Here is a 22,907-nt window from a genome sequence, read left to right on the forward strand (position 1 = left end):
TCAGGCCGCGCGGGCGGCCCGGCCCTGCACGGCTTCGTAGTGCCCCATCAGCTCGCGGCAGATGGCGGGCCAGGTGCGGCCCAGCACCACCTTGCGCGCCTTCTCGCCGAGCCGCGCCCGCAACGCCGGGTCGCGCAGGGCATCGACCTTCTCGACGAGCGCCGGGCCGAACCCCTCGCGGTCCGCGGGCAGCAGGTAGCCGGTGCGGCCGGGCAGGACGAGGTCCTTGGGGCCGCCCGCGTCCGGCGCGAGCACCGGCAGCCCGGACGCCATCGCCTCCTGCACCGCCTGGCAAAAGGTCTCGTGCGGACCGGTGTGGACGAAGACGTCGAAGCTCGCGTACGCCTTCGAGAGCTCGTCGCCGTACTTCGCGCCGAGGAAGGCGGCGCCGGGCAGCTGCTCCCTGAGGTTTTCCAGTTCGGGCCCGTCGCCGACGACGACCAGGCGGACCCCCGGCATCCCGGCGAGCGCGGCGAGGCGGTCGACCTCCTTCTCGGGCGCGAGCCGTCCGACGAACCCGACGAGCAGCTCGCCGTCGGGTGCCAGCTCGGCCCGCAGCGCCGGGTCGGCGTGCTCCGGGGAGAACCGCTCGATGTCGACGCCCCGCGCCCAGCGGTGCACGCGCGGGACGCCGTGCAGCTCCAGCTGCTCGACCGCGTCGCTGGACGGCGCCAGCGTCCGGTCGGCGCGGGAGTGCAGCCGGCGCACCCAGCGCCACGCGGCCCGCGCGGCGATGCCGAAGCCGTACGCGGCGGCGAACCCGGCGATGTCGGTCTGGTAGACGGCGATCGACGGGACGCGCAGGCGTCTCGCGGCGGCCAGCCCGCGCGCCCCGACGACGAACGGCGAGGCCAGGTGCACGACGTCCGGGCCGAACGCGGCGAGCGCGTTGAGCACCGTGCGCGTCGGCACGCCGATCGGCAGGGAGTTGACGCCGGGGAAGTCCAGCGCGGGGATCCGGACGACCGGGGCGCCGCGGTAGGAGTCCGGGCCGGGACCGGGGGCGATGATCAGCACGTCGTGGGCGCGTTCGCGCAGGTGCTCGACGACCCGCAGGACGGAGTTGGTCACGCCGTTCACCTGGGGCAGGAAACTTTCGGTGACTATGGCGACTCGCACGTCTTGGACGATCGCACCCGATCCTGGCGGCGGCGTGACGTGTGAGCCAACGCTGCCGGAACAGATCCGCCACGACATGTCATCTCAAGGTCGTGTCCCGGAAACCAGGGTGACCCAGACTAAGCAGGCATGACCCTCTTGTCCTCCCGGCCGCCGCGGCCCGTCGAGCCCGGCCTGCTGTCGAGGGCGCTCGAAGTGGCCGGACGGCTGGCCAACGACGCCACCGACGTGATCACCGCGACCGCCGGCCGCGGCGCCCACCCGTCGACGCTGGACTCGCCCTTCGACTGGGTCACCGACACCGACCGCATCCTGGAGCGCCACACACGGCGCGTCCTGACGGCGGAGTTCCCGGGCATCCCGGTGGTCGGCCACGAGTTCGGCGCGGACCACGGCGCGGACGTCGCCGAGTACCGCTGGGTGGTGGACTCGGTGGACGGCACGGCGAACTACGTGGCGGGGGTGCCGTGGTGCGCGTACAGCCTGGCACTGGTGGACGCGGCGGGGCCGGTGGTGGGAGTGGTGGCGGACCCGTACCGAGCCCAGATCTACGCGGCGGCGCGCGGACGAGGGGCCCGCGCGAACGGCAAGCCGGTCAAGCTGGTGGACCGCTGCGTGACAGCGGGGGCGCTGGTGTGCACGGAGTTCGCACGGAGGGGCCCCTGGCCGGGAATGGGCGGCTTCATCGAGCGCGCGGCGGCGGCGCACGCGGGGGTGCGGGTACTGGGATCGGCGGCGTTGTCGATCGCCCAGGTGGCGCTGGGCCACGCGGCGGCGGCGGTGCTGCACAGCTACCACGAGTGGGACGTGGCCGGCTCGGTGGCGATGGCGATCGAGGCGGGAGCGGTGGTGCTGGACAAGCACGGAGAGGACACGGCGTTGCCCACGGACGGGCTGCTGGTGGCGGCCCCGGGGGTGGCGGACGAGGTACTGGGCTGGTGGCAGGAGACAGCCGGGACGAGCTGAGTTGTCCACATCGGGTCCGGCTATCCACAGATTCGCCGCATCACCCGTTCGTGAAGCCCTCCACCGATAGACTGGAGCAGGGCACGCCCCCCAGGGTGTGGCGGGGGATTGCCTGGTCAGCAGCGCCCCGACCGCGACCGCCCTAGACCTCCCCCGCCCCTCGTCCCAGCCGCGATCAGCACCGGAGACCCGGGGTCAAGGGTGAGCGAAGCTCATCGCGAAGCGACGCCGAAGGCGCCCTTGAGGCCGGGTATCCGGTGTTGAACAATCGAAGACGAGGAGCGGGAGAACCCCGGAAACCTCCGATCACCCCCGCAAAATCGGCTTGCGACCGCTGTGAGGATCGGAAGATGCCGACCCTCCACACCCAGCGGCTCACCCTCGTACCCCTCGCCGACGAGCACCTCGACCTGGAACACGAACTCGACTCCGACCCCGAAGTCATGCGCTACCTCACCGCCCGGGCCGCAACCCGCGCCGAGACCGAACGAGCCCACCGGCGCCGGATAGCCACCGCGCCCGGGTTCGGCTTCTGGATGGGCTTCGCCGGCACCGACTTCGCCGGCTGGTGGATCCTGCGCCCACCCCAGGGCCCGGACCAGCCGTACGGCGAGGGCGAAGCCGAACTCGGCTACCGCCTGCTACGCCGCCAATGGCGAAAGGGCTACGCCCGCGAAGGCTCACTCGAACTGATCCGCTACGGCTTCGAAGAACTGGGCCTGGACCGCATCTACGCCCAGACAATGGCCGTCAACACCCCGTCCCGCGCGACGATGATCTCAGCCGGGCTCACGTTCAAGAGGGCGTTCACCTCGGCCGCCGACTACGACGACCCGGTCGAAGGCTCCGAGCAGGGCGAAGTCGAATACGAGATCACGCGGGAACGCTGGCTCGCTTGTCCACCCGGCGGATCCACCACAGCACCGGCCCCGCCACCAGCCACGTGAACAACACGAAGCTCCCCAGCGGCAGCAACGTCAACGCCGCCGACCGGCCGGCCACCCGCGCCAGCTCGGGATCGGAAGCGTCGTACTCGATCCGCACCAGCTGACCGGCCGCCAGCCCGTCCGGGTACAGCACTCCGTTCGCCGGGCTGTGGACAATCCCGTCCGGGGTCTCGAAGTGGATGATCGTGCGGTCGAACGCCACCGAGTCCACCGTCGCGTTCGCCGTCCCGAGTTGAGCCTCGATAGCCCCGTCGTTGCGGATCGCCGCGAACAGGAGGCAGACGCACATCACGGTGAGGAGCGAGGCGACGCCGAGGGTGACCCACCACCCGACGCGCCTCACCCGCTCACCTCTCGTGCTCACGCCGCGAGCGTAGCGGTCCCGCTCAGTGCGCGTGTTCGGCGGCGAGATTCCGGTGGTTCGCCTGGATCTGGTCGTACGACTTCGGCTTCACGGACGCCGAACGCGCCGTGAACGCGGCGGGCGAAGCGCCGTTCGGGCCGACCGCCGGCTTGCCCGCCGTGTACAGCCACGTCTGGAACAGGTCGTACAGCGGCTTGCCCGAAACCTTCTCGGCCAGCGCGATGAACTCCTGGATGCGCCCGTGCGACCCGCCCTTCTGGACCTGCCAGGTCTGCAGGATCTTGAAGAACGCTTCGTCGCCGACGGCCGTCCGCAGCGCCTGCAGCGTCAGCGCGCCGCGGTCGTACACGGCGTTGTCGAACTGGTTGTCCGCGCCCGGGTCGGCCGGGACGAGCTTCCACAGGTCGCCGTCGGCCGGGTTGGAGTCGTACGTGTACTGCGCGAGCTCGGCGACCGAACCCTCGCCCTCGTGCTCCGACCAGAGCCACTCGGCGTACGACGCGAAGCCCTCGTTCAGCCAGATGTCGCTCCAGCGGTCGAGCGAGACGTTGTCGCCGAACCACTGGTGGGCGTTCTCGTGCGCGATCAGCGTCGTGTTGGAGCCCGCGCGGAAGTTGCGCGCGCCGTAGGTCGGCCGGGTCTGGTTCTCCAGCGAGAACGTGATGCCGCTGGTCACGACGCCGCCCTCGGCCTCGAACGGGTACGGCCCGAACTGCGTCGCCAGGAACGCGTCGATCTCCGGCGTCCGCTCGACGCTGGCCTTCGCCGCGTACAGCGAGTCGCCCAGGTCGGACCCGTACGCCGTGATGAACGGCTTGCCGTCCGGCGTCGTCGACTGGTTCAGCTCGTACTTGCCGACGATGAACGACGTCAGGTACGTGGCCTGCGGCTTCGTGCTGCGCCACTGCCAGCGGGTCCAGCCGGCGCGTTGCTTCGTGGTGCGGACCAGCGTGCCGTTGGTGACGGCGACGTTGTCGTCCGGAGCCTCGATGGTGACGTCGTAGGTCGCCTTGTCGGTCGGGTGGTCGTTGGCCGGGAACCACCACGCGGAGCTCTGCGGCTCGTCGACGCCGAGCGCGCCGAAGGAGCCCTTCTTCCACGCGTTGAGCCCGTCGACCTTTTCGGTGGACGGGGTGTCCGAGTAGGCGACGACGACGGTCGCGGTCTGGCCCTTGAGCAGCGGCTGCGCCGGCGTGACGACGAGTTCGCCGTTGCCGTTCTGGTTCGCGAACTGCGCGGGGCGGTTGTTGACCAGGACGCTCGACGCCTTGAGCGCGAAGTCCAGGTCGAACCGCGAAAGGTCCTGCGTGGCGGTGAGCAGCAGCGTGGTGGTGCCGGCGAGGACGTCGGTCGCGGGCTGGTAGGTCAGCCGGATGTCGTAGTGCAGCACGTCCGTCCCGCCGTTGCCGGCGTTCGGGTAGTACGAGTCACCGACGCCGGGAGCACCGGGCGTCGGGGCCGCACTGGCGGTACCGGCGAGCAGCACCGAGGCGACCCCGGCCGCGAGCACACCGAGGCCGGTGCGAGTTCTTGCACGCATTCGAATCCCTCCAACGGGTGAGGATCAGCGCGCTCGAACGTAGCCAGCCAAGGAGGTGCCAGGTACAGCCAAAGGAAGGTTCTTGCCTACTGGGATCAAGATCGGAAACCGCTTGACGTGCCGTTTTCCACCGAGACGGCCGTGTCGATCCGTCAGACCGCCGAAACCGCGCTCGACACCGCCGCCCGCAGGCGTCCGTGCAGGTCGCGGTGCCGGGAGCGGTCCACCCGGACCTCGACGACCCGCAGCCCCGGCGCCGGCCGCAGGGCCGCGCGGAACTCCGTCAGCGTCTCCGCCCCCACGTGCGGCACCCGGTAGCCCGCGCACAACGCGCCCAGGTCCGCCCCGTGCGGGGTCCCGAACACCCGCTCGAAGCTCGCCGCGTGCTCCGGCGCGCCCTGCTCCAGCAGGGAAAAGATGCCGCCGCCGTCGTCGTTGCACACCACGATCGTCAGGTCCGGGCGCTGCTCCGCCGGGCCCGTCAGCAGACCCGACGCGTCGTGCAGGAACGTCAGGTCGCCCAGCAGCGCGTACGACGGCCCGCGGTGGACGTACGCCGCGCCGATCGCCGTCGAGACCGTGCCGTCGATGCCCGCCACCCCGCGGTTGCGGTGCACCAGGACGTCCGCGCGCAGCCTGCCGGCCAGCGCCACGTCCCGCGTCGGGTTCGACGAACCCACCACCAGCAGCGAGTCCGGCGGCAGCGCGTCGACCAGCTCGGACGCGACCCGCAGCCCCGACGGCCACGGCTCCGAATCCAGCACCGACGTCACCGCCGACGACGCCGCCGCGTCCGCCCGGCGCCAGCTCGCCAGCCACTCCGGGTCGGCCGGCTTGGTCGGCTCGTCGAACCACTGCCCGACCTGCCGGACGTTGTGCGCGGGCGCCGGCCAGTCCGAGTCCGGGCGCACCAGCAGGACCTCGACCGACGGGTCCGAGATCACCTTCTGGATCTGCCGGAACACCGTCGGCCGGCCGAGGCAGAGCACCTGCTCCGGCTTGTGCTTCGCGATGAACTCCTCGACGCCCAGCAGCCACGCGCCGGACGAGATCGCCGTGCCGCCGGACAGGCCGAGCCCGCCGGTCTCCGACACCACCGGCCAGCCGTGCTGCTCGGCCCACTCGCTGGCCGCCTGGACGCCGGTGTCGCACGCGATCACCAGGCCGTGGCGCGCCGAGGGCACCACGAACGACGGCAGCGCGCCGAAGTCCGGCAGCTCGGTCCAGCGGGAGCCGTCGGGGCGGCCGTCCAGGGACTCGTACCACTCGCCGTCGTCGTCGAGATCCGGCACCAAGGGCTCGCGGAAGGGGATGTTCAGGTGCACCGGCCCGCAGCGCCACTCGCCGTAGGCGGCGTTCCACGCCCGGCAGATCTGGCTGCGCCAGTACGAGTTCTGGCCGGCGCGCCGCTCGGCGACGGCCAGCTCGTCGAAGTAGCGGGCGGCGGCGCCGTAGAGCTGGTGCTGGTCGATGACCTGCGACGCACCGGCCGCGCGCAGCTCGGGCGGCCGGTCGGCGGTCATGACGATCAGCGGGACGCCGGCGCGGTCGGCCTCGAGAACGGCGGGGTGGAAGTTCGCGGCCGCGGTGCCGGACGTGCAGAGCACGGCCACCGGACGGCCGGTGCGGGCGGCGATGCCGAGCGCGAGGAAGGCGGCCCCGCGCTCGTCGATGCGGACGTGGAGCTGGAGCTTCCCGGCCGCCGCCGCGTCGTAGAGCGCGATCGACAGCGGCGCGTTGCGGGAGCCCGGGCAGAGGACGACGTGCGAAACGGTGTTGCGGACGAGCTCGTCGACGATGACCCTGGCCTGCGCGGTGGAAGGGTTCACCGGCAGGCTCCAGACTGATCGCAAATGTCCACAGGTCCTATTCTCCCAAACGTGGATGACGCCCGAGTTTCCGAGCTGTTCGACCCCGCCGCGTGGACCGAGGTCGACGGTTTCGCCTTCACCGACATCACCTACCACCGTTCCGCTGAGGACCGCGGTGGCAAACGCGTGGTGCGCATCGCGTTCGACCGTCCGGAGGTCCGCAACGCCTTCCGGCCGCACACCGTCGACGAGCTCTACCGGGCGCTGGACCACGCCCGGATGAGCTCGGACGTCGGCTGCGTCCTGCTCACCGGCAACGGCCCCTCGCCCAAGGACGGCGGGTGGGCGTTCTGCTCCGGTGGTGACCAGCGTATTCGCGGACGCTCCGGGTATCAGTACGCGAGCGGCGAGACCTCCGACACGGTGGACCCCGCGCGGGCCGGCCGGCTGCACATCCTCGAGGTCCAGCGGCTGATCCGGTTCCTGCCGAAACCGGTGATCGCGGTCGTGCCGGGCTGGGCCGCGGGCGGCGGGCACTCCCTGCACGTCGTGTGCGATCTCACGCTCGCCTCGGCCGAGCACGCGAAGTTCAAGCAGACCGACGCCGACGTCGGCTCGTTCGACGGCGGCTACGGCTCGGCCTACCTGGCGAAGATGGTCGGGCAGAAGTTCGCCCGCGAGATCTTCTTCCTCGGCCGCGAGTACTCCGCCCAGCAGATGCACGAGATGGGCGCGGTCAACGCCGTCGTGCCGCACGCGGATCTCGAAAAAGAGGCGCTGACCTGGGCCTGGGAGATCACCCGCAAGTCGCCGACGGCGCAGCGGATGCTCAAGTACGCGTTCAACCTCACCGACGACGGCATGGTCGGCCAGCAGCTGTTCGCCGGCGAGACCACCCGGCTGGCGTACATGCAGGACGAAGCCGTCGAAGGCCGTGACGCCTTCCTCCAGAAGCGCGACCCCGACTTCAAGGACGTCCCCTATTACTACTGAGCTGCTCCCCGTCCCCCTCGACGGCTCCCCCGAGGCGCTCGAGGCGTTGAAGACGGCCATCGCGGACGCGCTGGGCGGCGGCCCGGCCGTGCTGCCCTTCACCGACCCCGCGCTGCGCGACGCGATGACGCCGGACGAGCCCGTCGAGCCGGACACCGCCGTGATCATCGCCACCTCGGGCTCGACCGGCGCGCCCAAGGGCGTGCTGCTCTCCGCCCGCGCGCTGACCGCGTCCGCCGAGGCCACGCACACGCGGCTCGGCGGTCCGGGGCACTGGCTGCTCGCCACCCCGGCGCACTACATCGGCGGCCTGCAGGTGCTGGTCCGGTCGCTGCTGGCGGGCACCGAGCCCGCTTTCCTGACCGGCGCCGGCTTCCGGCCGGACGACTTCGCGGCCGCGGCGGCGAAGCTGACGGGCGGCCCGCGGTACACGGCGTTGGTGCCGACCCAGCTGGTCCGGCTGCTCGACGACGGCGGCGCCGGGCTGGCCGCGGCGAAGACGTTCGACGCGATCGTGGTCGGCGCGGCGGCGACGTCGGCGGCCCTGCGCGAGCGCGCGGCCGACGCGGGCGTGGCGATCGTGCCCGCGTACGGGATGAGCGAGACGGCCAGTGGCTGCGTCTACGACGGCTTCCCGCTCGACGGCGTCCGCGTCGACGTCGACGGGGACCGGATCCGCATCGCCGGCGACGTCCTGGCCCACGGCTACCGGCTGCGGCCCGACCTGACCGCGGAGTCGTTCGGCGGCGGCTGGTTCACGACGTCCGACCGTGGGGTTCGTCACGACGACGGCCGGATCGAGGTACTCGGCCGGGCCGACGACATGATCAACACCGGCGGCGTGAAGGTGTCCGCGAACGCGATCGAGCGGCTCCTCGGCGAGCAGCCCGGCGTGCGGGACGCGTGCGTCGTCGGGCTGCCGGACGCGGAGTGGGGCGAGGCCGTCGTGGCGCTGGTCGTCCCGGATGGTGAACCTCCCGAAGCGGACGAACTGCGCGCCGCCGTCCGGGCCGATCTGGGCGCGCCGGCCACGCCGAAACGCGTCGAATACGCCGCTGAGCTGCCCCTTCGCGGTCCCGGCAAGATCGACCGCGCGGCGGTGAGAGCGCGACTTCTGTCGGGTTTGCGCGGCTGAATGGCCGCACTTCGTTGACATGTACGGCGTGCACCCGCTTGGCTACTCACCATGACGCGCTGGATCAGAATCGCCTTGGCAGGCACGGCGGTCACGCTGGGGCTCCTGCTCCCCGCGGGCGCCGCGCTGGCCGACCCGCCCGCCGCGGATCCCAACAGCGGCACGCTCACCTGGCAGTTGCCGACCACGGACTGACCGCCGCCCGCTGATCCACATGGCGTTGAATGACGCCATGGCGAGTGTGAGCGAGTGGATCGAGGGGGCCCGGCCCCGGACGCTGCCGAACGCGGTGGCGCCGGTGGTGGCGGGCGTCGGCGCGGCGGTCGCGCTGGACGCGTTTTCGTGGTGGCGCTCAGCCCTCGCGCTGCTGGTCTCCCTCTCGCTGATCGTCGGCGTCAACTACGCCAACGACTATTCCGACGGCATCCGCGGCACCGACGAGAACCGCGTCGGCCCGCTGCGGCTGGTGGGTTCGGGTGTTGCCGCGCCGAAGGCCGTGCTGACCGCGGCGCTGGTCGCGCTGGGCCTCGCCGGGGTGCTGGGCCTGGTGCTCGTCGCCCTCAGCGGGCTCTGGTGGCTGCTCGCGATGGGCGCGGTCTGCATCCTCGGCGCGTGGTTCTACACCGGTGGCAAGAAGCCCTACGGCTACTACGGTTTCGGCGAGATCGCCGTGTTCGTGTTCTTCGGGCTGGCCGGCGTCCTCGGCACGGTGTACGTCCAGGCCGGCCGGGTCAGCTGGGCCGCGCTGGCGGGTGCGGTCGCGGTCGGCAGCTTCTCGACGGCGGTGCTGACGGCCAACAACCTGCGCGACATCCCGACCGACGTCGAGTCCGGCAAGCGCACGCTGGCGACCCGACTCGGCGACGGCGGAACGCGGCGGCTGTACCTGACGCTGATCGCGGTGCCGTACGTACTGAGCGTCGTGCTCGGGATCTTCCACCCGCTGGTGCTGATCACCCTGCTGACGGCGCCGATGCTGCTGAAGTCGGTCCGCGCGGTCGCCGGCGGCGCCCACGGGCGCGAGCTGATCCCGGCGTTGCGGGACACGGGCCTGGCGATGCTTGCCTGGGCGGTGCTGGCCGCCGTCGCGCTGAGCTTCTAGACCTCGATCAGCCGCAGGTCGTGGGCGGCGACGAGGGCCGCCGTGCGCGTGTGCACCCGCAGCTTGCGGAACAGCGCGCCTTGCAGGTTTTCCACGGTCCGCGCCGAGATCCCCAGCTCCGACGCCGTCTGCCGGGTCGTGTGGCCGGCGCCGATGGCCGCCAGGATCTCGCGCTCCCGCCGCGTCAGCGACAACGGGTACGGCCCCGGCAGCTCGGCCGGCGCACCGACCAGGCCGAGCCGGACGGCGTGGGCGACCGCGTGCGCCTGGCTGTGGACGTCGAGCTTCGCGAAGATCTGCTGCTTGTGGTTCTCGACGGTCCGCGGGCTGATCCCCAGCACCGCCGCGGCCTGCCGCGGGGTGTGACCGGCGCCGATGAGGCACAGCACCTGCCGCTCCCGCGTGGTCAGCGCCGGCGTCCGGGCGCCGGCCTGCTTGATGACGTCGAGCAGGACCCGCAGCCCGCTGCCGTACGGCACGACGGCGGCCGTCCCCGCGCTCCTGGGTCCGCCGTCGCCCAGGCCGACCAGCCGGACCGGCGCGGGCAAGGGATCCGAGCCGCCCGCGTCGGCTTCGAAGACGGCGACGTCCGGGATCCGGCCCGCGCACACTTCGGCCAGCCGGGTCCGGGACGGCACGGTCCCCACGACGGCGACACCGGGGACGCGCGCCAGGTTCTCCGCGAGCAGCTCGCGGAACAGGCGGTTGCCGTGCTGCACCACGACGCGTACGGCGGGCTTCGTCGCCATGCCCTACCTCGATCCGGTCGGCTCCCCTCGCGAACCGCCCGTTCGACAGTTTCGCACACCCGCCCGCGAAAGGGTCTGGACCAAATGGTGGTTCTGTCGCCTCAGGTCAGCTCGACGAGCGGGAACGCGCGGTGCCGCCGCGGGGGAACCAGGTAGTTCTGCCGCCGGGTCGCCGTGATGAAACGTTCCAGGCCGTGGTCCTCCTCCTCGAGGCCGAATTCGTCCAGCAGATCGACGGAAGCCTGGCTGCGCCGGAGATCCGCGAAGAAGTCGGCGCTCGGGAAGAACCCGGAGAACTGCAGCTTCGGTGTGTTGCGGCCGCCGCGGACGTCCATCGCGTCGAAGCCGGGGCCGTCGATCCGGAGGTGGATCGGGCGGCCTTCGGCGGTCCGGCCGGTGCGGTGCAGCTGCGAGACGTGCCCGATGCGGGCGAACCGCTCGGCGCTCGTGCGCGCGTAGTCCCGGCCGTTGAACAGGTTCCGCAGCACCGCGCCGCGCATGCCGAGGCTGCGCGGGCCACCGCCGTCGAGGAACGGGTCGGCCGGGTCCTCGGGCACCTGTGCCGGTGACTGGAACATGTACTGCAGCCGCTCGCCGAAGTTCTCGCGGTGGTCGACGTCCTCTTCGGGGTCGCGGCCGTCCACGTAGTACTGCTGGAGGTCGAGCAGGACGTGCGAAAGGTGTTGCACCGCACCGTTGTCGAAGTACCCGCCGGGTTGCGCGTTCGTCAGCCGGATCCCGTGGCCGCCGACGAAGGTGACGTCCTGCGGCGGCGCGCTCGCGTCCACCTGCTGGTCGGCGAACCCCATCCACATCGGGGAGAACGGGTTGACGAACGAGGCGAACGGGAGCCGGTTGGCGTCGGCGAGGTACCGCGGCAGGCCCATCTGCACGAACATCGCGCGGGACGAGGTGATCGTCATCCCCGCGTCGAACCGCGGCGACGCGATCGGGCGGCCGACGAGCCGGCCGCTGCCGCCCAGCCACGCGACGACGTCGGCCACGTAGCTCCAGTCGTCGCCGCGGACGGTGAACAGGACGTCGTTGTTCTCCAGCACGAGCGGCACGGTGAACTCGGGCCGCCGCAGTTCGAGCGCGTGCGCGCCGGGCGCGACGTCCGTGGGGCCCGCGACGGCCCGCTTCAGCACCGGCTGGTTCCCGGCGAGCGTGCGCGGCAGGTTCGCGTTCACGAGCGCCGCGGGGAACCGCGCGAAGTAGGTGTCGCTGTAGGCGACGTGGGTGAACACGCCACCGGGCGCGTACGGGTAGTTGCCTTCGATGGTGCGCAAGGCGGTTTCCATCCGGCCCGCGTCCACTTTGGACGGTGCCCGGCCCAGCCGCGCGGTGACGAAGGTGGTGTGGATCGGCGGCATCCCGACCAGGACGCCGTCCAGCGTCTGCGCGGGCGGCATGAACGGGCCGAGGTCGAACTGGACGTCGGGGAAGGCGGCGTCGCCGTCCGCCCAGGCCATCCGCACCGGCACCCTGGCGAAGCCGGAGACCAGCTCGAGCGTGCCGAGCGCGGCCATCGCGCCGGCGACGACGCCGGTGCGGCGCAGGGCCGTCCGGCGGTCGACCGGCCGGGACCGGATCGGGACGATGCTGACCCCCGCGTCACCGGCAGCACGGCCGGCGTGGTGGGCGAGCGGGCACTTCGACACGGGACGTTCGGGGACAGCGGACACGGCGACCTCCGGGGACCCGCCGCCCCTCGTCGGCGCCCGGCCACGGTAGATCTTCACGCGCGGCGGCCACCATGACGAGAAGAACCTAGGTATGCGCGGAAAACCCTAGGTACTCCACTGTCCACAAGGGATCAGCTCTCCGGGACGAACTTCCCGGTCGTCAGGAACTCCTCGAACAACGCCGCGTGCGGCGCCAGGTCGAGGTCCTGCTGCGCCACCCAGTCGTCGTTGTAGTACGTGTGCGCGTACCGCTCGCCGCCGTCGCACAGCAGCGTCACGACGCTGCCCGCCTGGCCGTCCTCGACCATCCGCGAGATGAGCCGGAACGCGCCGTAGAGGTTCGTGCCCGTCGAGCCGCCCGCCCAGTGCCCGGTGCGCTCGCGCAGCAGCCGGATCGCCGCCAGGGAGCCGGCGTCGGGGATCTGGAACATCTCGTCGATGACGCCCGGTACGAACGACGGCTCGCAGCGCGGCCGGCCGATCCCCTCGATCCGCGACGGCATACCGGTCGCGTAGTCGAGCGCTCCGGTTTCCCAGGCGCCGAAGAACGACGAGTTCTCCGGGTCGACGACGCAGATCTTCGTCGTGTGGCGCTTGTAGCGGACGTACCGGCCGAAGGTCGCGCTCGTGCCGCCGGTGCCCGCGCCGACGACGATCCACGCCGGGACCGGGTGGCGTTCCGAGCGCATCTGCGCGAACACCGACTCGGCGATGTTGTTGTTGCCGCGCCAGTCCGTCGCCCGCTCGGCGTAGGTGAACTGGTCGAGGTAGTGCCCGTCGCACTCGGCCGCGAGCCGCTCCGCCTCGGGGTACATCGCCGGCGCCTCGTCGACGTAGTGGCACTCACCGCCGTAGAACTCGATGAGCGCGATCTTCTCCTTCGACGTGCGCCGCGGCACGACGGTGATGAAGCGCAGGCCGAGCATGCGGGCGAAGTAGGCCTCGGACACGGCGGTCGAGCCGCTGGAGGCCTCGACGAGCACGGTGTCCGGCCCGATCTGGCCGTTGACGAGCCCGTAGAGGAACAGCGACCGCGCGAGTCGGTGCTTCAGCGAGCCGGTCGGGTGGACGGACTCGTCCTTGAGGTACAGGTCGATGCCCCACTCCGGGGGCAGCGGGAAGACGTGCAGGTGGGTGTCGGCGCTGCGGTTCGCGTCGGCTTCGATGATCCGGACGGCCTCGCGGACCCAGCTGCGGGCGTGCAGGCGGCTCATTCGGGCTGGCCGGAGACGTCACCGCGCAGCTGCGCCCGCAGGTCGGCACGGGCCCGGGCGCGCTTCTCGTTGCGCTTCGCCAGGCCGGCCGTGACGCGGGCGTTCAGCGGGCGGAACAGCAGGAGGCCCAGCGGCAGCCCGACCACCAGGCCGACGACCAGCGCGACCAGCAGCGGCACCCCGACCAGGGACAGCACCCACGCGATCGCCGCGACCAGCACGAACCGCGCCAGCAGGTACAGCGTCAGGTCACGGGCCAGCTGTGGGGGCTTCTCGTCGCTCACACCAACGCAGGCTACGCGCCGCCTTGCCGGTCCCGCTGCAGGCCCGCGTTGTTCGGGCGGCCCTCGAAGCGCGTCGAGAGCACGACGGTCGTGTTCGTCCGCCCGACGCCGGGGATGCGCCGGAGCCGGCCGAGGGCGCGTTCGAGCTCGTCGACGGTCGCCACCCGCACCTTGACCACGAACGCTTCGTCGCCCGCCACCGCGTAGCAGCTCTCGACCTCGTCGAGTTCGCCGAGCGCGTCGGCGACGTCGTCTTCGGTCGCGGTGTCGGTCGGATGGATGCCGACGAGGGCGGTCACGCCGAGGCCGACCGAGCTCGGGTCGACGACCGCGTGGTAGCCGGTGATCACGCCGCCGGCCTCCAGCTTGCCGACCCGCTCGTGCACCGACGACGCGGAGAGGCCGACGGCCCGCCCGAGGTCGGCGTACGTGGCCCGTCCGTTGATGCGCAACGCTGCGATGATCTTCCGGTCCAACTGATCCACGGCATCACTCTATGCGGTTGGACAATCCCCCATTGAGACCATGCCTCGCGGCCGATGACCGGGTCGAACGACATCTGAGCACGTCAGGTCACCGGAAATTAGTTGCACAACGTAAGCAACCTGTCCGTTTTGACCTTTAAGGGCTCTTTACTCTTGGACAACCGTTCGAGTACCCGACGGGTGAAGTGCAACGATTGCCGTGTTGGCTACCCCGGCGGAACGGGCCAGAAGGGCCCGGACGCCTCCGGTATAGCAGTGAGGTCGTTAAGGAGGCGGAAAATGACCGCGACGATGGGCGGACGACTGCTCACCCCTGGTGAGGTGGCAGCACTGTTCCGAGTGGACCCCAAGACGGTCACCCGGTGGGCCACCGCGGGCCGGATCGGCTCGATCCGGACCCCGGGCGGGCACCGGCGATTCCGGGAGTCCGAGGTGAACGAGCTCCTCGCGGAGCTGACCACGGACGCCAGCGAACCGGCCCGCAAGGCCTGAACCATCTCGAGCGCCGGGCCGTGTCGGGTACGGGGACTTTCCCCGCCCCGCGCGGCCCTTCGTGTCCTGGTCGTCACCCCGCCCGACGGGGTTCGGGCCGAAACCGGCTCGACGGGTTAACCTCGGGGGACCCACACGGAAGGATCCGGCATGCTCGCTCTGCTCGCGGCGGTCGGCGCGCTGGTCGTCGCCCTGCTCCTGTGGCGGTCTTTCGCCGGTCAGCGGATGGTCACTTCGCCTCCGCGCCGCGCCCCGATCGCCCCGGACGACGACCCCGACTTCCTGCGCCAGCTGTCCGAACAGCAGCGCAAACGCCGGGACGAAGACGGCTGACGCACTGAAGGCCACCTCCGGGCAGTAGTTCCCGGACGGTGGCCTTTCGCGCCTTTACCTACCGATAGCCCTGCGAAAGCGGGGTGGCGAAGCCGTCGGCGACCGTGGCGGCCAGTTCGAGCAGGGCCAGGCGCGTGTCGCCGGACAGGCGGTCCAGCTCGATCTCCGCGCCCTCTTCCAGGTGCGGGTCGAACGGGACCTTGCAGACCGCCCGGACCTTCGCGCCGAAGTGGGCCGACAGCTTGTCGAGGTCGACCGAGCCGCCCTTGGGACGGACCGAGTTGATCACCGCCACCGAGCGCTTCACCAGCTCGCCGTAGCCGTGGGCCTCGAGCCAGTCGAGCGTCGCCGAGGCGCTGCGGGCGCCGTCGACCGAGCCGGACGACACCACGACCAGCGCGTCCGCGACGTCCAGGACGCCCTTCATCGCCGAGTGCATCAGGCCGGTCCCGCAGTCGGTGAGCACGATGTTGTAGAAGTGCTCGAGCAGGTTGACCGTGCGCCGGTAGTCGTCCTCGGAGAAGGCCTCGGAAACGGCCGGATCCTGCTCGCTCGCGAGGATTTCCAGCCGGCTGGAGCCCTGGGACGTGTACGACCGGACGTCGCTGTAGCGCGTGATGCGGGCCGCGTCGCGCAGGAGGTGGCGGACCGTCGCCGTCGTCTCCAGCGGGAGCTTCTGGGACAGCGTGCCGCGGTCCGGGTTGGCGTCCACCGCCACCACGCGGTCACCGCGCAGCGAGGCGAACGTCGCGCCGAGCGTCGTCGTCACCGTCGTCTTGCCGACACCGCCCTTGAGCGACAGCATCGCGATCTTGTAGCACCCGCGCAGCGGCTGGTTGACGCGCGCGATGAGGTCACGGCGCTGCGTGTCCGCCGGGCTTTCCCCCGGGTTGATCAGCTTGCCCGTGCCGACGTAGACGGCCTTGCGCCAGCCCGACTGCGGGGGCCGCTTGACCTGCTTGACCAGGTGCGCGGTCGACAGGTCGTGGCCGTGTCCCGGCTGCTGCGGCGGCGCCGCGTGCCGGCCGCCCTGGGGCTGCGGCAGGCCCGAAGGCTGACCCGGCTGCTGCGGGTACTGGGCGTGCGCCTGGGCGTACTGCTGCGCCGGGTCGCCGTACTGCGGCTGCAGCGGTGGGAGATTCTGGTCGTAGCCATAGCCCTGGGGCACCTGGTGCGGGCCGGACACGGCCGGGTTCGGCACCTGGTGCGGGCCCGACACCGCCGGATTCGGCACCTGGTGCGGGCCGGACACCGCCGGGTTGGGCGGCGGCGGCACCGCCTGCGTCGGCTGCACGTCGAAGGCCCCGGACGTCTCGGGGTGCGGGTGCGAGTCCGTCCGGTCTTCGGCGAACAGGCTCGGCTTGGCCCCCTCGGGCTGCGGCTCGACCTGTTCGGGGTGGCCAGGAGCCGATTCTTCGCTGGGTCCGGTCACCGGTGTAAACCTCCGCGCACTCCGCCCGACATCATTCCCCCTGGCGACGACGGTAGTCGGCGAACCCGCGGTCCGCTCAGCCCACCCCGGCGTACGAGTGCAGGCCCGCCGTGACGAGGTTCACGAAGAACAGGTTGAAGATCATCGCGGCGAACCCGACGATGTTGATCGCCGCGGCCCGGGCCCCGCGCCAGCCGGCGGTCGCCCGCGAGTGCAGGTAGGCCGCGTAGATGACCCACGCGATGAACGCGACGGTCTCCTTGGGGTCCCAGCCCCAGAACCGGCCCCAGGCCGACTCGGCCCAGACGGCGCCGCAGAGGACGCCGAAGGTGAAGACGGGGAAGGCGAAGATCGTCGTCCGGTAGGCGATCCGGTCGAGGACGTCGGCCGCGGGCAGCTTCGAGGCGAACCGGGCGAACTTCGTCTCGTCCTTCTCGTAGGCCGCGCGGAACAGGTACAGGACGCTCGCGACGCCCGGCACCAGGAAGACGCCGGAGCCGATGATGGCCGCCGAGACGTGGATGACCAGCCAGTACGACTGCAGCGCGGGCTGGACCGGCGCCGCGGTCGTGTACAGCAGCGTGCCGTTGATGAACATCAGGATCACGACGGGCAGCAGCAGGAAGCCGGTGAGGTGGCGGACCGGGAACTTCCACATCACGACGATCCAGGTGACCACCGTGATGAAGGTGACCGCCATGCCGTACTCGTACATGTTGCCCCACGGCGCGCGGTGCACGGCGAGCCCGCGCAGCACGATCGCCGACAGCTGCAGCAGGGCGCCGAGCACGAGCAGCGACGCGCCCATCTTGCCGATCCGCTCGGGGCGGCCGGTCGCGCGCTGCGCGGCCGGGACCTCCTCGATCGGCGGCCCGCCGGCCCCGACGAGCTCGCGCGCGCGGAGCTTGGCACGCTCGGTGGCGAGCCGGCCCTTGGCGCCGAAGCCCTGCTCGATCAGCGTCATCATCAGCGCGACGACGTAGATCGCCGCGGCGGTGGTGTACAGCCAGTCGCTGTACTGCGACAGCGTCTCGTTGATCGGCATTGCCTCAGCCCTTCTGACCACTGATCAGGCGCTCGCTGATCCGGTGGAACTCTTCGCCGTACCCCGCCTGGTCGGTACGGGCCAGTCCGGCGACCTCGATCACGGTACCGGGGTCGTTTTCGGTCCCCGGCTTCACCCGCACCCACAGCCGGCGGCGCTTGACCAGCAAGGACGCGCCGAGACCGAGGAACATCGAGATGGCGAAGCCGAGCACGAAGCCCTGCGTCGGGTCGTGGGAGACCTGCAGGGAGACCCAGTGGTTGACGCCGTCGAAGCGGACCTTCGTGCCGTCGTCGAGCTTGATCTCCTGGCCGACCTTCATGTTCTCGCGGGCGATCTTCTTCAGCCTGCCGTCGTCCACGAGCGACTGGTCGATCTCGAACACCGACTGGCCGCGCCCGGCGTCGAGCCCGAGGTCGCCGCGCATGATGTCGACGGCGACGGCGGGGTCCTTCAGCTCCGGCGCCGACGACGTCAGGACGTTGCCGTGCAGGAACGACGTCGGCGCGAACAGCCCGGTGATGGCGAGCTGGCGGGTCCGCCGCTGCACCTCGTCGGTGACGCCGGGCTGGTCGAACTTCGTCGCGCCCTCGGCGAGCATCGTGGTGGGGTCGACCGTGCGCCACTGCGTGTTCTGGGTGCGCTTGTCGCCGTTCGGGAAGGTCACCGTGAACTGCGGCGAGTAGCCCTGGCCGAGCAGGTAGACGCGGTCGCCCGCGGTCCGCAGCGGCGAGTTGACCTCGAGGCCGTACGGACGCCAGGTGCCCGTGTCGAGGTCTCCGCCGGACTGGTACTGGATGTTCGCGTGGTAGTACTCCGGCTCGCCGGCCGGGGTGTACCGCACGGTGAAGTCGTCGACCTTCACGCAGAACGGGTCGAGGTCGGTGCCGTCGACGCGCAGGCCCGCGTTGAAGGAGTCGTAGTTGTAGATGCCGGAGTTGCAGAAGCTGTCGCCGTCGGCCTGGACGATGACCTGGCCTTCGTAGCCGTAGAGCTTGCCCAGCGCGAAGAAGACGATCAGGCCGAGCATGCTGAAGTGGAAGATCAGGTTGCCGGTCTCGCGCAGGAACCCGCGTTCGGCGGAGATCGTGCGGACGCCGTCGGCTTCCTCGCGCTCGACGCGGCGCCAGCCGGACAGGTGCTTGTGGACGGCGGCGATCTCGGCTCCGACGTCGGACTTGCCGCGGCCGAGCCGGTAGTGCGGCATCCGCGCGAGGTTGCGCGGGGTCAGCACCGGCTTGGCGCGCATCGCCTTGACGTAGTCGAAGCTGCGCGGCGTCAGGCAGCCGATGAGCGAGATCATCAGCAGCAGGTAGATCGCCGAGAACCAGATGCTGGAGTAGACGTCGTAGAACTCGAGCTTGTCGAGCAGGGTGCCCCACCAGCCGTGAGCGCTGATGTACTCGTCGACCTTGGGGGCGTTGAGCTTCCGCTGCGGTAGGAGCGCGCCCGGCAGCGCGGCCAGAGCGAGCAGGAACAGCAGGACGAGCGCGGTGCGCATCGACGTCAGGCCGCGCCAGGTGTTGCGCACGAAGGCGAACGTGCGCTTCGCGGGCGTCGGGCCTTGCGGGGTCTTGGGGGGTGCCTCCGTGGTCGTCACAGCGGCAGCCTCAGGTCACCGGCGAGCTCGTTGCGCAGCCAGCCCATCAGGTCCCCCCACACGCCCGTGACCAGCAGGATGCCGACGATCAGCAGCAGCGCGCCGCCGAAGATCTGCACCTGGCGGCCGTGCCGGCGCACCCAGTCGGTGGCGCGCACGGCCCAGCGGGCGCCGAGCGCGATCAGCAGGAACGGCACCCCGAGGCCGAGGCAGTAGACGGCGATCAGCAGGTAGCCGCGCGCCTCGGCGCCGCCGGTCGCGCTGGCCAGCGTGGTGACGGCGGACAGCGTCGGGCCGATGCAGGGCGTCCAGCCGAGGCCGAAGATCGCGCCGAGCAGCGGGGCGCCCCAGACGCCGCCGCCCGGGACGCGGTGCGAGCGGACCTCGCGCTGCAGGCCCGGGATCCAGCCGAGGAAGACGAGCGCCATGGCGATGGTCAGGACGCCGCCGATGCGCTGCAGGAGGTCCTGGTTGAGGGTGAGCGTGTCGGCCAGCCAGACGAGGGTGCCCAGCGTGGCGACGAAGACGACGGTGAACCCGAGCACGAACAGCAGGGCGGCGCCCAGGACGGCCCAGCGGCCCTTCTTGCGCTCCTCGTCGGCGCTGACCGCGGGGGCGTCCGCCCCGACGAGCGCGGCGAGGTACGCGAGGTATCCGGGGACCAGCGGCACCACGCAGGGCGAGGCGAAGGAGATCGTCCCGGCCAGCAGCGCGACGCCCGCGGCGAGCAGCAGCGGTCCGGAGATCGCCAGCTCGGTCACGGAGTTCACCCCGTTGAGGGTAGGCAGTGAGGTCCTGGTGAGAACTCCGGGGGCGGTTCACAGGACCTCGGTCACAGCAGTTCAGGACCTTGGTCCCGGACATTTCGGCGGTTCGGGTGACGTTGACCGGCGCCCGGACAGTGGCCCGCGCGATGGCTCACCACCCCGAAGCCCGATTGTGACTACGGACGGCCGCACCGCGTCAAGGCGGGAAAGATGCCTTGACCCGGTACTGCCGTCCGTGTTCTGGCTTCGGATCGGGGTGGTGGGTGGGGTCTGGGCGGGTGCCGGTTCCGCTTCCGGCTGCCGGGCTCCCTCGATCAGGCTTCCTTCTCCAGGCGCTGCGTCACCGGGAGGAGGTCCTGGGCCAGCACCGGCCGCAGGAACACCGCCGCCACTCGGTGCTGTTTGTCCAGGACGATCGTCGACGGGATGATGTTGCGCGGGTAGCCGCTCAGCTTCAGCAGGACCCGGCCGTCCGGGTCGTAGATCGAGGGGTACGTCAGCTGGCGGTCGCGGACGAAGTCCTGGGCCACCTCGCGGGCCGGGTCGCGGACGTCGATGCCCACCACCTGCACTCCCGGCGCCTGCTTGGCCAGGGACTCCAGCTCCGGCACCTCCGTGCGGCACGGCCCGCACCACTGACCCCACAGGTTGAGCACGACGACCTTGCCCGGGAAGTCCGCCAGCGACAGCTGCTTGCCCTCGTTCATCAGGTCGTCGCCCGCCAGCACCGGGGCCGTCTGGCGCTGGGCCAGGTCGTACGTGATGTCGACCTGGCCGCCCGGGGAGACGAAGCTGAAGCTGCTCCCCTGCACCACCGCGTCCTTGCCCGCGCTGCAGCCGGCCAGCGCCAGCACCGCCATGGCCCCGATGAACAGCCGTTTCATGCCCCGGTCACCTTGGGGTCGGTCGTTCCGGCGGGCTCGCTGTAGACGATCTCGCGCAGCTCGTCGCCGTCGAAGACCAGGGACGTCAGGGACGCCAGCGAGCACTGGCGGCGCCGCGGGTCGTGCCACAGCTTCTTGCCCTCGAGGAACCGCCGCAACGTCCAGATCGGGAGCTGGTGCGACACGCACAGCGCCTCGTGGCCGTCCGCCGCCTCCCGCGCGCGGTGGACCGCGCCGAGCATCCGGTGCGCGATCTCCAGGTACGGCTCGCCCCACGACGGCTTGAACGGGTTCACCAGCTTCGGCCAGTGCTTCGGCTCCCGGAGCGCGCCGTCGCCGACCGCGACGTGCAGGCCCTCGAACTGGTTGCCGGCCTCGATCAGGTTCTCGTCGGTCGCGATGTCGAGGCGGTGCGCCGCGGCGATCGGGCCCGCCGTCTCCTGCGCGCGCTGCAGCGGCGACGCGACGACGTGCACGAGGTCGTGGCCCGCGACGGCCTCGGCGACCGTCAGCGCCTGCCGCTGCCCGCGCTCGGAGAGCCGGTAGCCGGGGAGACGGCCGTAGAGGATCTTCTCGGGGTTGTGCACTTCGCCGTGGCGAAGCATGTGGACGACCGTGGTCACTTGACCGCCTCCGCCGCCGCGCGAGCCGCCGCCGGCAGGGCCGCTTCGATCACCGAGAACGCTTCGTCGTCCATGGCCGCGTTGACGAACCAGGCCTCGTACGCACTCGGCGGCCCGTAGACGCCTGCGTCGAGCAGCGCGTGGAAGAACGCCGGGTACCGCCACGTCTCGGACGCCTGCGCGCCGGCGTAGTCGCGCACCGGCTGGTCGCCGAAGAACACGCTGACCAGGTTGCCCGCGTACTGGACGTGGTTGGCGACCCCGGCGGCGCTCAGCTCTCGGCGGAAGAGGTCGCCGAGGCGCTTGGCGTTGGCGTCCAGCGCCGCGTACACGGCGTGGTCGGCCGCGCGCAGCGTCGCGAGGCCCGCGGCCACCGCGACGGGGTTCCCGGACAGCGTCCCGGCCTGGTAGACCGGGCCGCCCGGGGCCAGCTTGGCCATCACGTCGGCGCGGCCGCCGAAGGCCGCGGCCGGCAGCCCGCCCGACATCACCTTGCCGAACGTGTAGAGGTCGCCGGCCACGCCTTCGAGGCCGAACCAGCCCGCGCTCGAGACGCGGAACCCGGTCATCACCTCGTCCATGACCAGCAACGCGCCGTGCTCGTGGGCGATGTCACGCAAGCCCGCGTTGAAGCCTTCGTCCGGCGCGATCGCACCCATGTTGCCCGCCGCGGCCTCGGTGATCACCGCGGCGATCGCGCCCGGGTTGTCCGCAAAGGACTTCCGGACCGCGTCGAGGTCGTTGTAGGGCAGCACGATCGTGTCCGCGGCCTGGGCGCCGGTGACGCCCGGCGACGTCGGCAGCCCGAGCGTCGCGACGCCGGAGCCGGCCTGGGCGAGCAGCGCGTCGACGTGACCGTGGTAACACCCGGCGAACTTCACGATCTTCGACCGGCCGGTGAACCCGCGGGCCAGCCGGATCGCGCTCATGGTCGCCTCGGTGCCCGAGTTGACCAGGCGCACCTGCTCGACCGGCTCGACCCGGTTGATGATCTCCTCGGCCAGCTCGACCTCGCCGATGGTGGGCGTGCCGAACGACAGCCCGGCCGTCGCCGCCGCGCGCGCCGCCTCGACGACGTGCGGGTGCGCGTGGCCCAGGATCATCGGGCCCCAGGAGGAGACCAGGTCGACGTAGCGGTTGCCGTCGGCGTCCCACAGGTGCGGGCCCTCGCCGCGGACCATGAACCGCGGGGTGCCGCCGACCGAGTTGAACGCCCGGACCGGCGAGTTCACCCCGCCCGGGATGGCCGTCTTCGCGCGGTCGAACCATGCCTTGGACTGCTCGGTTCCAGTGCTCACCTGCCCAGTCTCGCAAACCCGGCTAGGGTGACCCGACGC

24 protein-coding genes are annotated in these 22,907 nt (G+C 71.4%); 8 read left to right on the forward strand and 16 right to left on the reverse strand.

The window, feature by feature from the left end; all coding sequences use genetic code 11:
* Positions 1-1,071, reverse strand: a complete 1,071-nt coding sequence (locus ABZ342_RS13090; RefSeq protein WP_360472165.1) for a glycosyltransferase family 1 protein — start codon at positions 1,069-1,071, stop codon at positions 1-3.
* Positions 1,072-1,248: 177 nt separating this feature from the next.
* On the opposite strand from ABZ342_RS13090, the gene ABZ342_RS13095 reads away from it, so the two are divergent.
* The gene (locus ABZ342_RS13095; RefSeq protein WP_360472168.1) at positions 1,249-2,085 is read left to right on the forward strand and encodes an inositol monophosphatase; all 837 of its coding nucleotides are present in this window, start codon (positions 1,249-1,251) and stop codon (positions 2,083-2,085) included.
* 350 nt (positions 2,086-2,435) lie between these two features.
* On the forward strand, positions 2,436-3,032 hold the full coding sequence (locus ABZ342_RS13100) for a GNAT family N-acetyltransferase (protein WP_360472170.1): 597 nt from the start codon (positions 2,436-2,438) through the stop codon (positions 3,030-3,032).
* Here ABZ342_RS13100 and ABZ342_RS13105 read toward each other — a convergent pair.
* The 3 genes from ABZ342_RS13105 to menD form a co-directional block, all read right to left on the reverse strand.
* Positions 2,959-3,396, reverse strand: a complete 438-nt coding sequence (locus tag ABZ342_RS13105; protein WP_360472173.1) for a DUF3592 domain-containing protein — start codon at positions 3,394-3,396, stop codon at positions 2,959-2,961. The two genes, ABZ342_RS13100 and ABZ342_RS13105, sit on opposite strands and share 74 nt — an antisense overlap.
* Positions 3,397-3,418: 22 nt before the next feature.
* Positions 3,419-4,936, reverse strand: coding sequence for a M1 family metallopeptidase (locus ABZ342_RS13110; protein ID WP_360472176.1), 1,518 nt, complete (start codon positions 4,934-4,936; stop codon positions 3,419-3,421).
* Positions 4,937-5,088: 152 nt separating this feature from the next.
* Complete coding sequence (gene menD, locus ABZ342_RS13115) at positions 5,089-6,765, reverse strand: 2-succinyl-5-enolpyruvyl-6-hydroxy-3-cyclohexene-1-carboxylic-acid synthase (protein ID WP_360472178.1); 1,677 nt, start codon at positions 6,763-6,765, stop codon at positions 5,089-5,091.
* A 51-nt stretch (positions 6,766-6,816) separates the two neighbouring features.
* Here menD and ABZ342_RS13120 point away from each other — a divergent pair, with 51 nt between their 5' ends.
* The 4 genes from ABZ342_RS13120 to ABZ342_RS13135 are packed head-to-tail and all read left to right on the forward strand — an operon-like array spanning position 6,817 to position 9,977.
* Complete coding sequence (locus tag ABZ342_RS13120; protein WP_360472181.1) at positions 6,817-7,740, forward strand: 1,4-dihydroxy-2-naphthoyl-CoA synthase; 924 nt, start codon at positions 6,817-6,819, stop codon at positions 7,738-7,740.
* 1 nt (position 7,741) lies between these two features.
* Complete coding sequence (gene menE / locus ABZ342_RS13125) at positions 7,742-8,875, forward strand: o-succinylbenzoate--CoA ligase (protein ID WP_360472264.1); 1,134 nt, start codon at positions 7,742-7,744, stop codon at positions 8,873-8,875.
* A gap of 51 nt (positions 8,876-8,926) precedes the next feature.
* Positions 8,927-9,070 carry a hypothetical protein gene (locus ABZ342_RS13130; RefSeq protein WP_360472184.1) on the forward strand — a complete coding sequence of 48 codons (144 nt, stop codon included), beginning with the start codon at positions 8,927-8,929 and terminating at the stop codon, positions 9,068-9,070.
* A gap of 37 nt (positions 9,071-9,107) precedes the next feature.
* Positions 9,108-9,977, forward strand: a complete 870-nt coding sequence (locus tag ABZ342_RS13135) for a 1,4-dihydroxy-2-naphthoate polyprenyltransferase (protein WP_360472187.1) — start codon at positions 9,108-9,110, stop codon at positions 9,975-9,977.
* Here the strand turns inward: ABZ342_RS13135 and ABZ342_RS13140 are convergent.
* The 5 genes from ABZ342_RS13140 to ABZ342_RS13160 all read right to left on the reverse strand — a co-directional run bounded on the left by ABZ342_RS13140 (position 9,974) and on the right by ABZ342_RS13160 (position 14,394).
* Entirely contained in the window at positions 9,974-10,726 is a 753-nt protein-coding gene (locus ABZ342_RS13140) for a LuxR C-terminal-related transcriptional regulator (protein ID WP_360472189.1), read from the reverse strand. The two genes, ABZ342_RS13135 and ABZ342_RS13140, sit on opposite strands and share 4 nt — an antisense overlap.
* A gap of 101 nt (positions 10,727-10,827) precedes the next feature.
* Entirely contained in the window at positions 10,828-12,468 is a 1,641-nt protein-coding gene (locus tag ABZ342_RS13145; RefSeq protein ID WP_360472191.1) for a hypothetical protein, read from the reverse strand.
* A gap of 74 nt (positions 12,469-12,542) precedes the next feature.
* Entirely contained in the window at positions 12,543-13,625 is a 1,083-nt protein-coding gene (locus ABZ342_RS13150; protein ID WP_155548757.1) for a PLP-dependent cysteine synthase family protein, read from the reverse strand.
* On the reverse strand, positions 13,622-13,909 hold the full coding sequence (locus ABZ342_RS13155; protein ID WP_360472194.1) for a DUF4229 domain-containing protein: 288 nt from the start codon (positions 13,907-13,909) through the stop codon (positions 13,622-13,624). The genes ABZ342_RS13150 and ABZ342_RS13155 overlap by 4 nt, the downstream gene beginning before the upstream one ends.
* Before the next feature lie 11 nt (positions 13,910-13,920).
* The gene (locus tag ABZ342_RS13160; protein ID WP_196425859.1) at positions 13,921-14,394 is read right to left on the reverse strand and encodes an Lrp/AsnC family transcriptional regulator; all 474 of its coding nucleotides are present in this window, start codon (positions 14,392-14,394) and stop codon (positions 13,921-13,923) included.
* Positions 14,395-14,673: 279 nt separating this feature from the next.
* Here ABZ342_RS13160 and ABZ342_RS13165 point away from each other — a divergent pair, with 279 nt between their 5' ends.
* Both ABZ342_RS13165 and ABZ342_RS13170 read left to right on the forward strand, forming a co-directional pair.
* Positions 14,674-14,886 (forward strand): BldC family transcriptional regulator, encoded by a 213-nt coding sequence (locus ABZ342_RS13165; RefSeq protein WP_072474890.1) that lies wholly within the window; start codon positions 14,674-14,676, stop codon positions 14,884-14,886.
* Between the two features lie 150 nt (positions 14,887-15,036).
* Positions 15,037-15,219 (forward strand): hypothetical protein, encoded by a 183-nt coding sequence (locus ABZ342_RS13170; RefSeq protein WP_360472197.1) that lies wholly within the window; start codon positions 15,037-15,039, stop codon positions 15,217-15,219.
* Positions 15,220-15,277: 58 nt separating this feature from the next.
* Here the strand turns inward: ABZ342_RS13170 and ABZ342_RS13175 are convergent, their stop codons facing one another.
* From ABZ342_RS13175 to hemL, 7 genes are all read right to left on the reverse strand, one after another.
* Entirely contained in the window at positions 15,278-16,651 is a 1,374-nt protein-coding gene (locus tag ABZ342_RS13175) for an AAA family ATPase (protein ID WP_360472200.1), read from the reverse strand.
* A gap of 76 nt (positions 16,652-16,727) precedes the next feature.
* Positions 16,728-17,696, reverse strand: a complete 969-nt coding sequence (gene ccsB / locus ABZ342_RS13180) for a c-type cytochrome biogenesis protein CcsB (RefSeq protein WP_360472202.1) — start codon at positions 17,694-17,696, stop codon at positions 16,728-16,730.
* 4 nt (positions 17,697-17,700) lie between these two features.
* Complete coding sequence (locus ABZ342_RS13185; RefSeq protein WP_360472205.1) at positions 17,701-19,296, reverse strand: cytochrome c biogenesis protein ResB; 1,596 nt, start codon at positions 19,294-19,296, stop codon at positions 17,701-17,703.
* On the reverse strand, positions 19,293-20,066 hold the full coding sequence (locus ABZ342_RS13190; protein ID WP_360472208.1) for a cytochrome c biogenesis CcdA family protein: 774 nt from the start codon (positions 20,064-20,066) through the stop codon (positions 19,293-19,295). Before ABZ342_RS13190 ends, ABZ342_RS13185 begins: the two co-directional genes overlap by 4 nt.
* Positions 20,067-20,377: 311 nt before the next feature.
* Positions 20,378-20,947 carry a TlpA disulfide reductase family protein gene (locus tag ABZ342_RS13195; RefSeq protein ID WP_360472210.1) on the reverse strand — a complete coding sequence of 190 codons (570 nt, stop codon included), beginning with the start codon at positions 20,945-20,947 and terminating at the stop codon, positions 20,378-20,380.
* Positions 20,944-21,570, reverse strand: coding sequence for a histidine phosphatase family protein (locus ABZ342_RS13200; RefSeq protein WP_155548749.1), 627 nt, complete (start codon positions 21,568-21,570; stop codon positions 20,944-20,946). Before ABZ342_RS13200 ends, ABZ342_RS13195 begins: the two co-directional genes overlap by 4 nt.
* Complete coding sequence (hemL, locus tag ABZ342_RS13205) at positions 21,567-22,868, reverse strand: glutamate-1-semialdehyde 2,1-aminomutase (protein ID WP_360472216.1); 1,302 nt, start codon at positions 22,866-22,868, stop codon at positions 21,567-21,569. Before hemL ends, ABZ342_RS13200 begins: the two co-directional genes overlap by 4 nt.
* Between the last annotated feature and the right edge of the window lie 39 nt (positions 22,869-22,907).

Source organism: Amycolatopsis sp. NPDC005961, assembly GCF_040629235.1.
In the GTDB taxonomy this organism is placed as follows: Bacteria; Actinomycetota; Actinomycetes; order Mycobacteriales; family Pseudonocardiaceae; genus Amycolatopsis; species Amycolatopsis camponoti.

Coding starts and splice junctions, on each gene's coding strand:
- ABZ342_RS13095 (WP_360472168.1), top strand. CDS start 1,249: ATGACCCTCTTGTCCTCCCGGCCGCCGCGGCCCGTCGAGCCCGGCCTG.
- ABZ342_RS13100 (WP_360472170.1), top strand. CDS start 2,436: ATGCCGACCCTCCACACCCAGCGGCTCACCCTCGTACCCCTCGCCGAC.
- ABZ342_RS13110 (WP_360472176.1), bottom strand. CDS start 4,936: ATGCGTGCAAGAACTCGCACCGGCCTCGGTGTGCTCGCGGCCGGGGTC.
- ABZ342_RS13130 (WP_360472184.1), top strand. CDS start 8,927: ATGACGCGCTGGATCAGAATCGCCTTGGCAGGCACGGCGGTCACGCTG.
- ABZ342_RS13135 (WP_360472187.1), top strand. CDS start 9,108: ATGGCGAGTGTGAGCGAGTGGATCGAGGGGGCCCGGCCCCGGACGCTG.
- ABZ342_RS13140 (WP_360472189.1), bottom strand. CDS start 10,726: ATGGCGACGAAGCCCGCCGTACGCGTCGTGGTGCAGCACGGCAACCGC.
- ABZ342_RS13150 (WP_155548757.1), bottom strand. CDS start 13,625: ATGAGCCGCCTGCACGCCCGCAGCTGGGTCCGCGAGGCCGTCCGGATC.
- ABZ342_RS13165 (WP_072474890.1), top strand. CDS start 14,674: ATGACCGCGACGATGGGCGGACGACTGCTCACCCCTGGTGAGGTGGCA.
- ABZ342_RS13170 (WP_360472197.1), top strand. CDS start 15,037: ATGCTCGCTCTGCTCGCGGCGGTCGGCGCGCTGGTCGTCGCCCTGCTC.
- ccsB (WP_360472202.1), bottom strand. CDS start 17,696: ATGCCGATCAACGAGACGCTGTCGCAGTACAGCGACTGGCTGTACACC.
- ABZ342_RS13195 (WP_360472210.1), bottom strand. CDS start 20,947: ATGAAACGGCTGTTCATCGGGGCCATGGCGGTGCTGGCGCTGGCCGGC.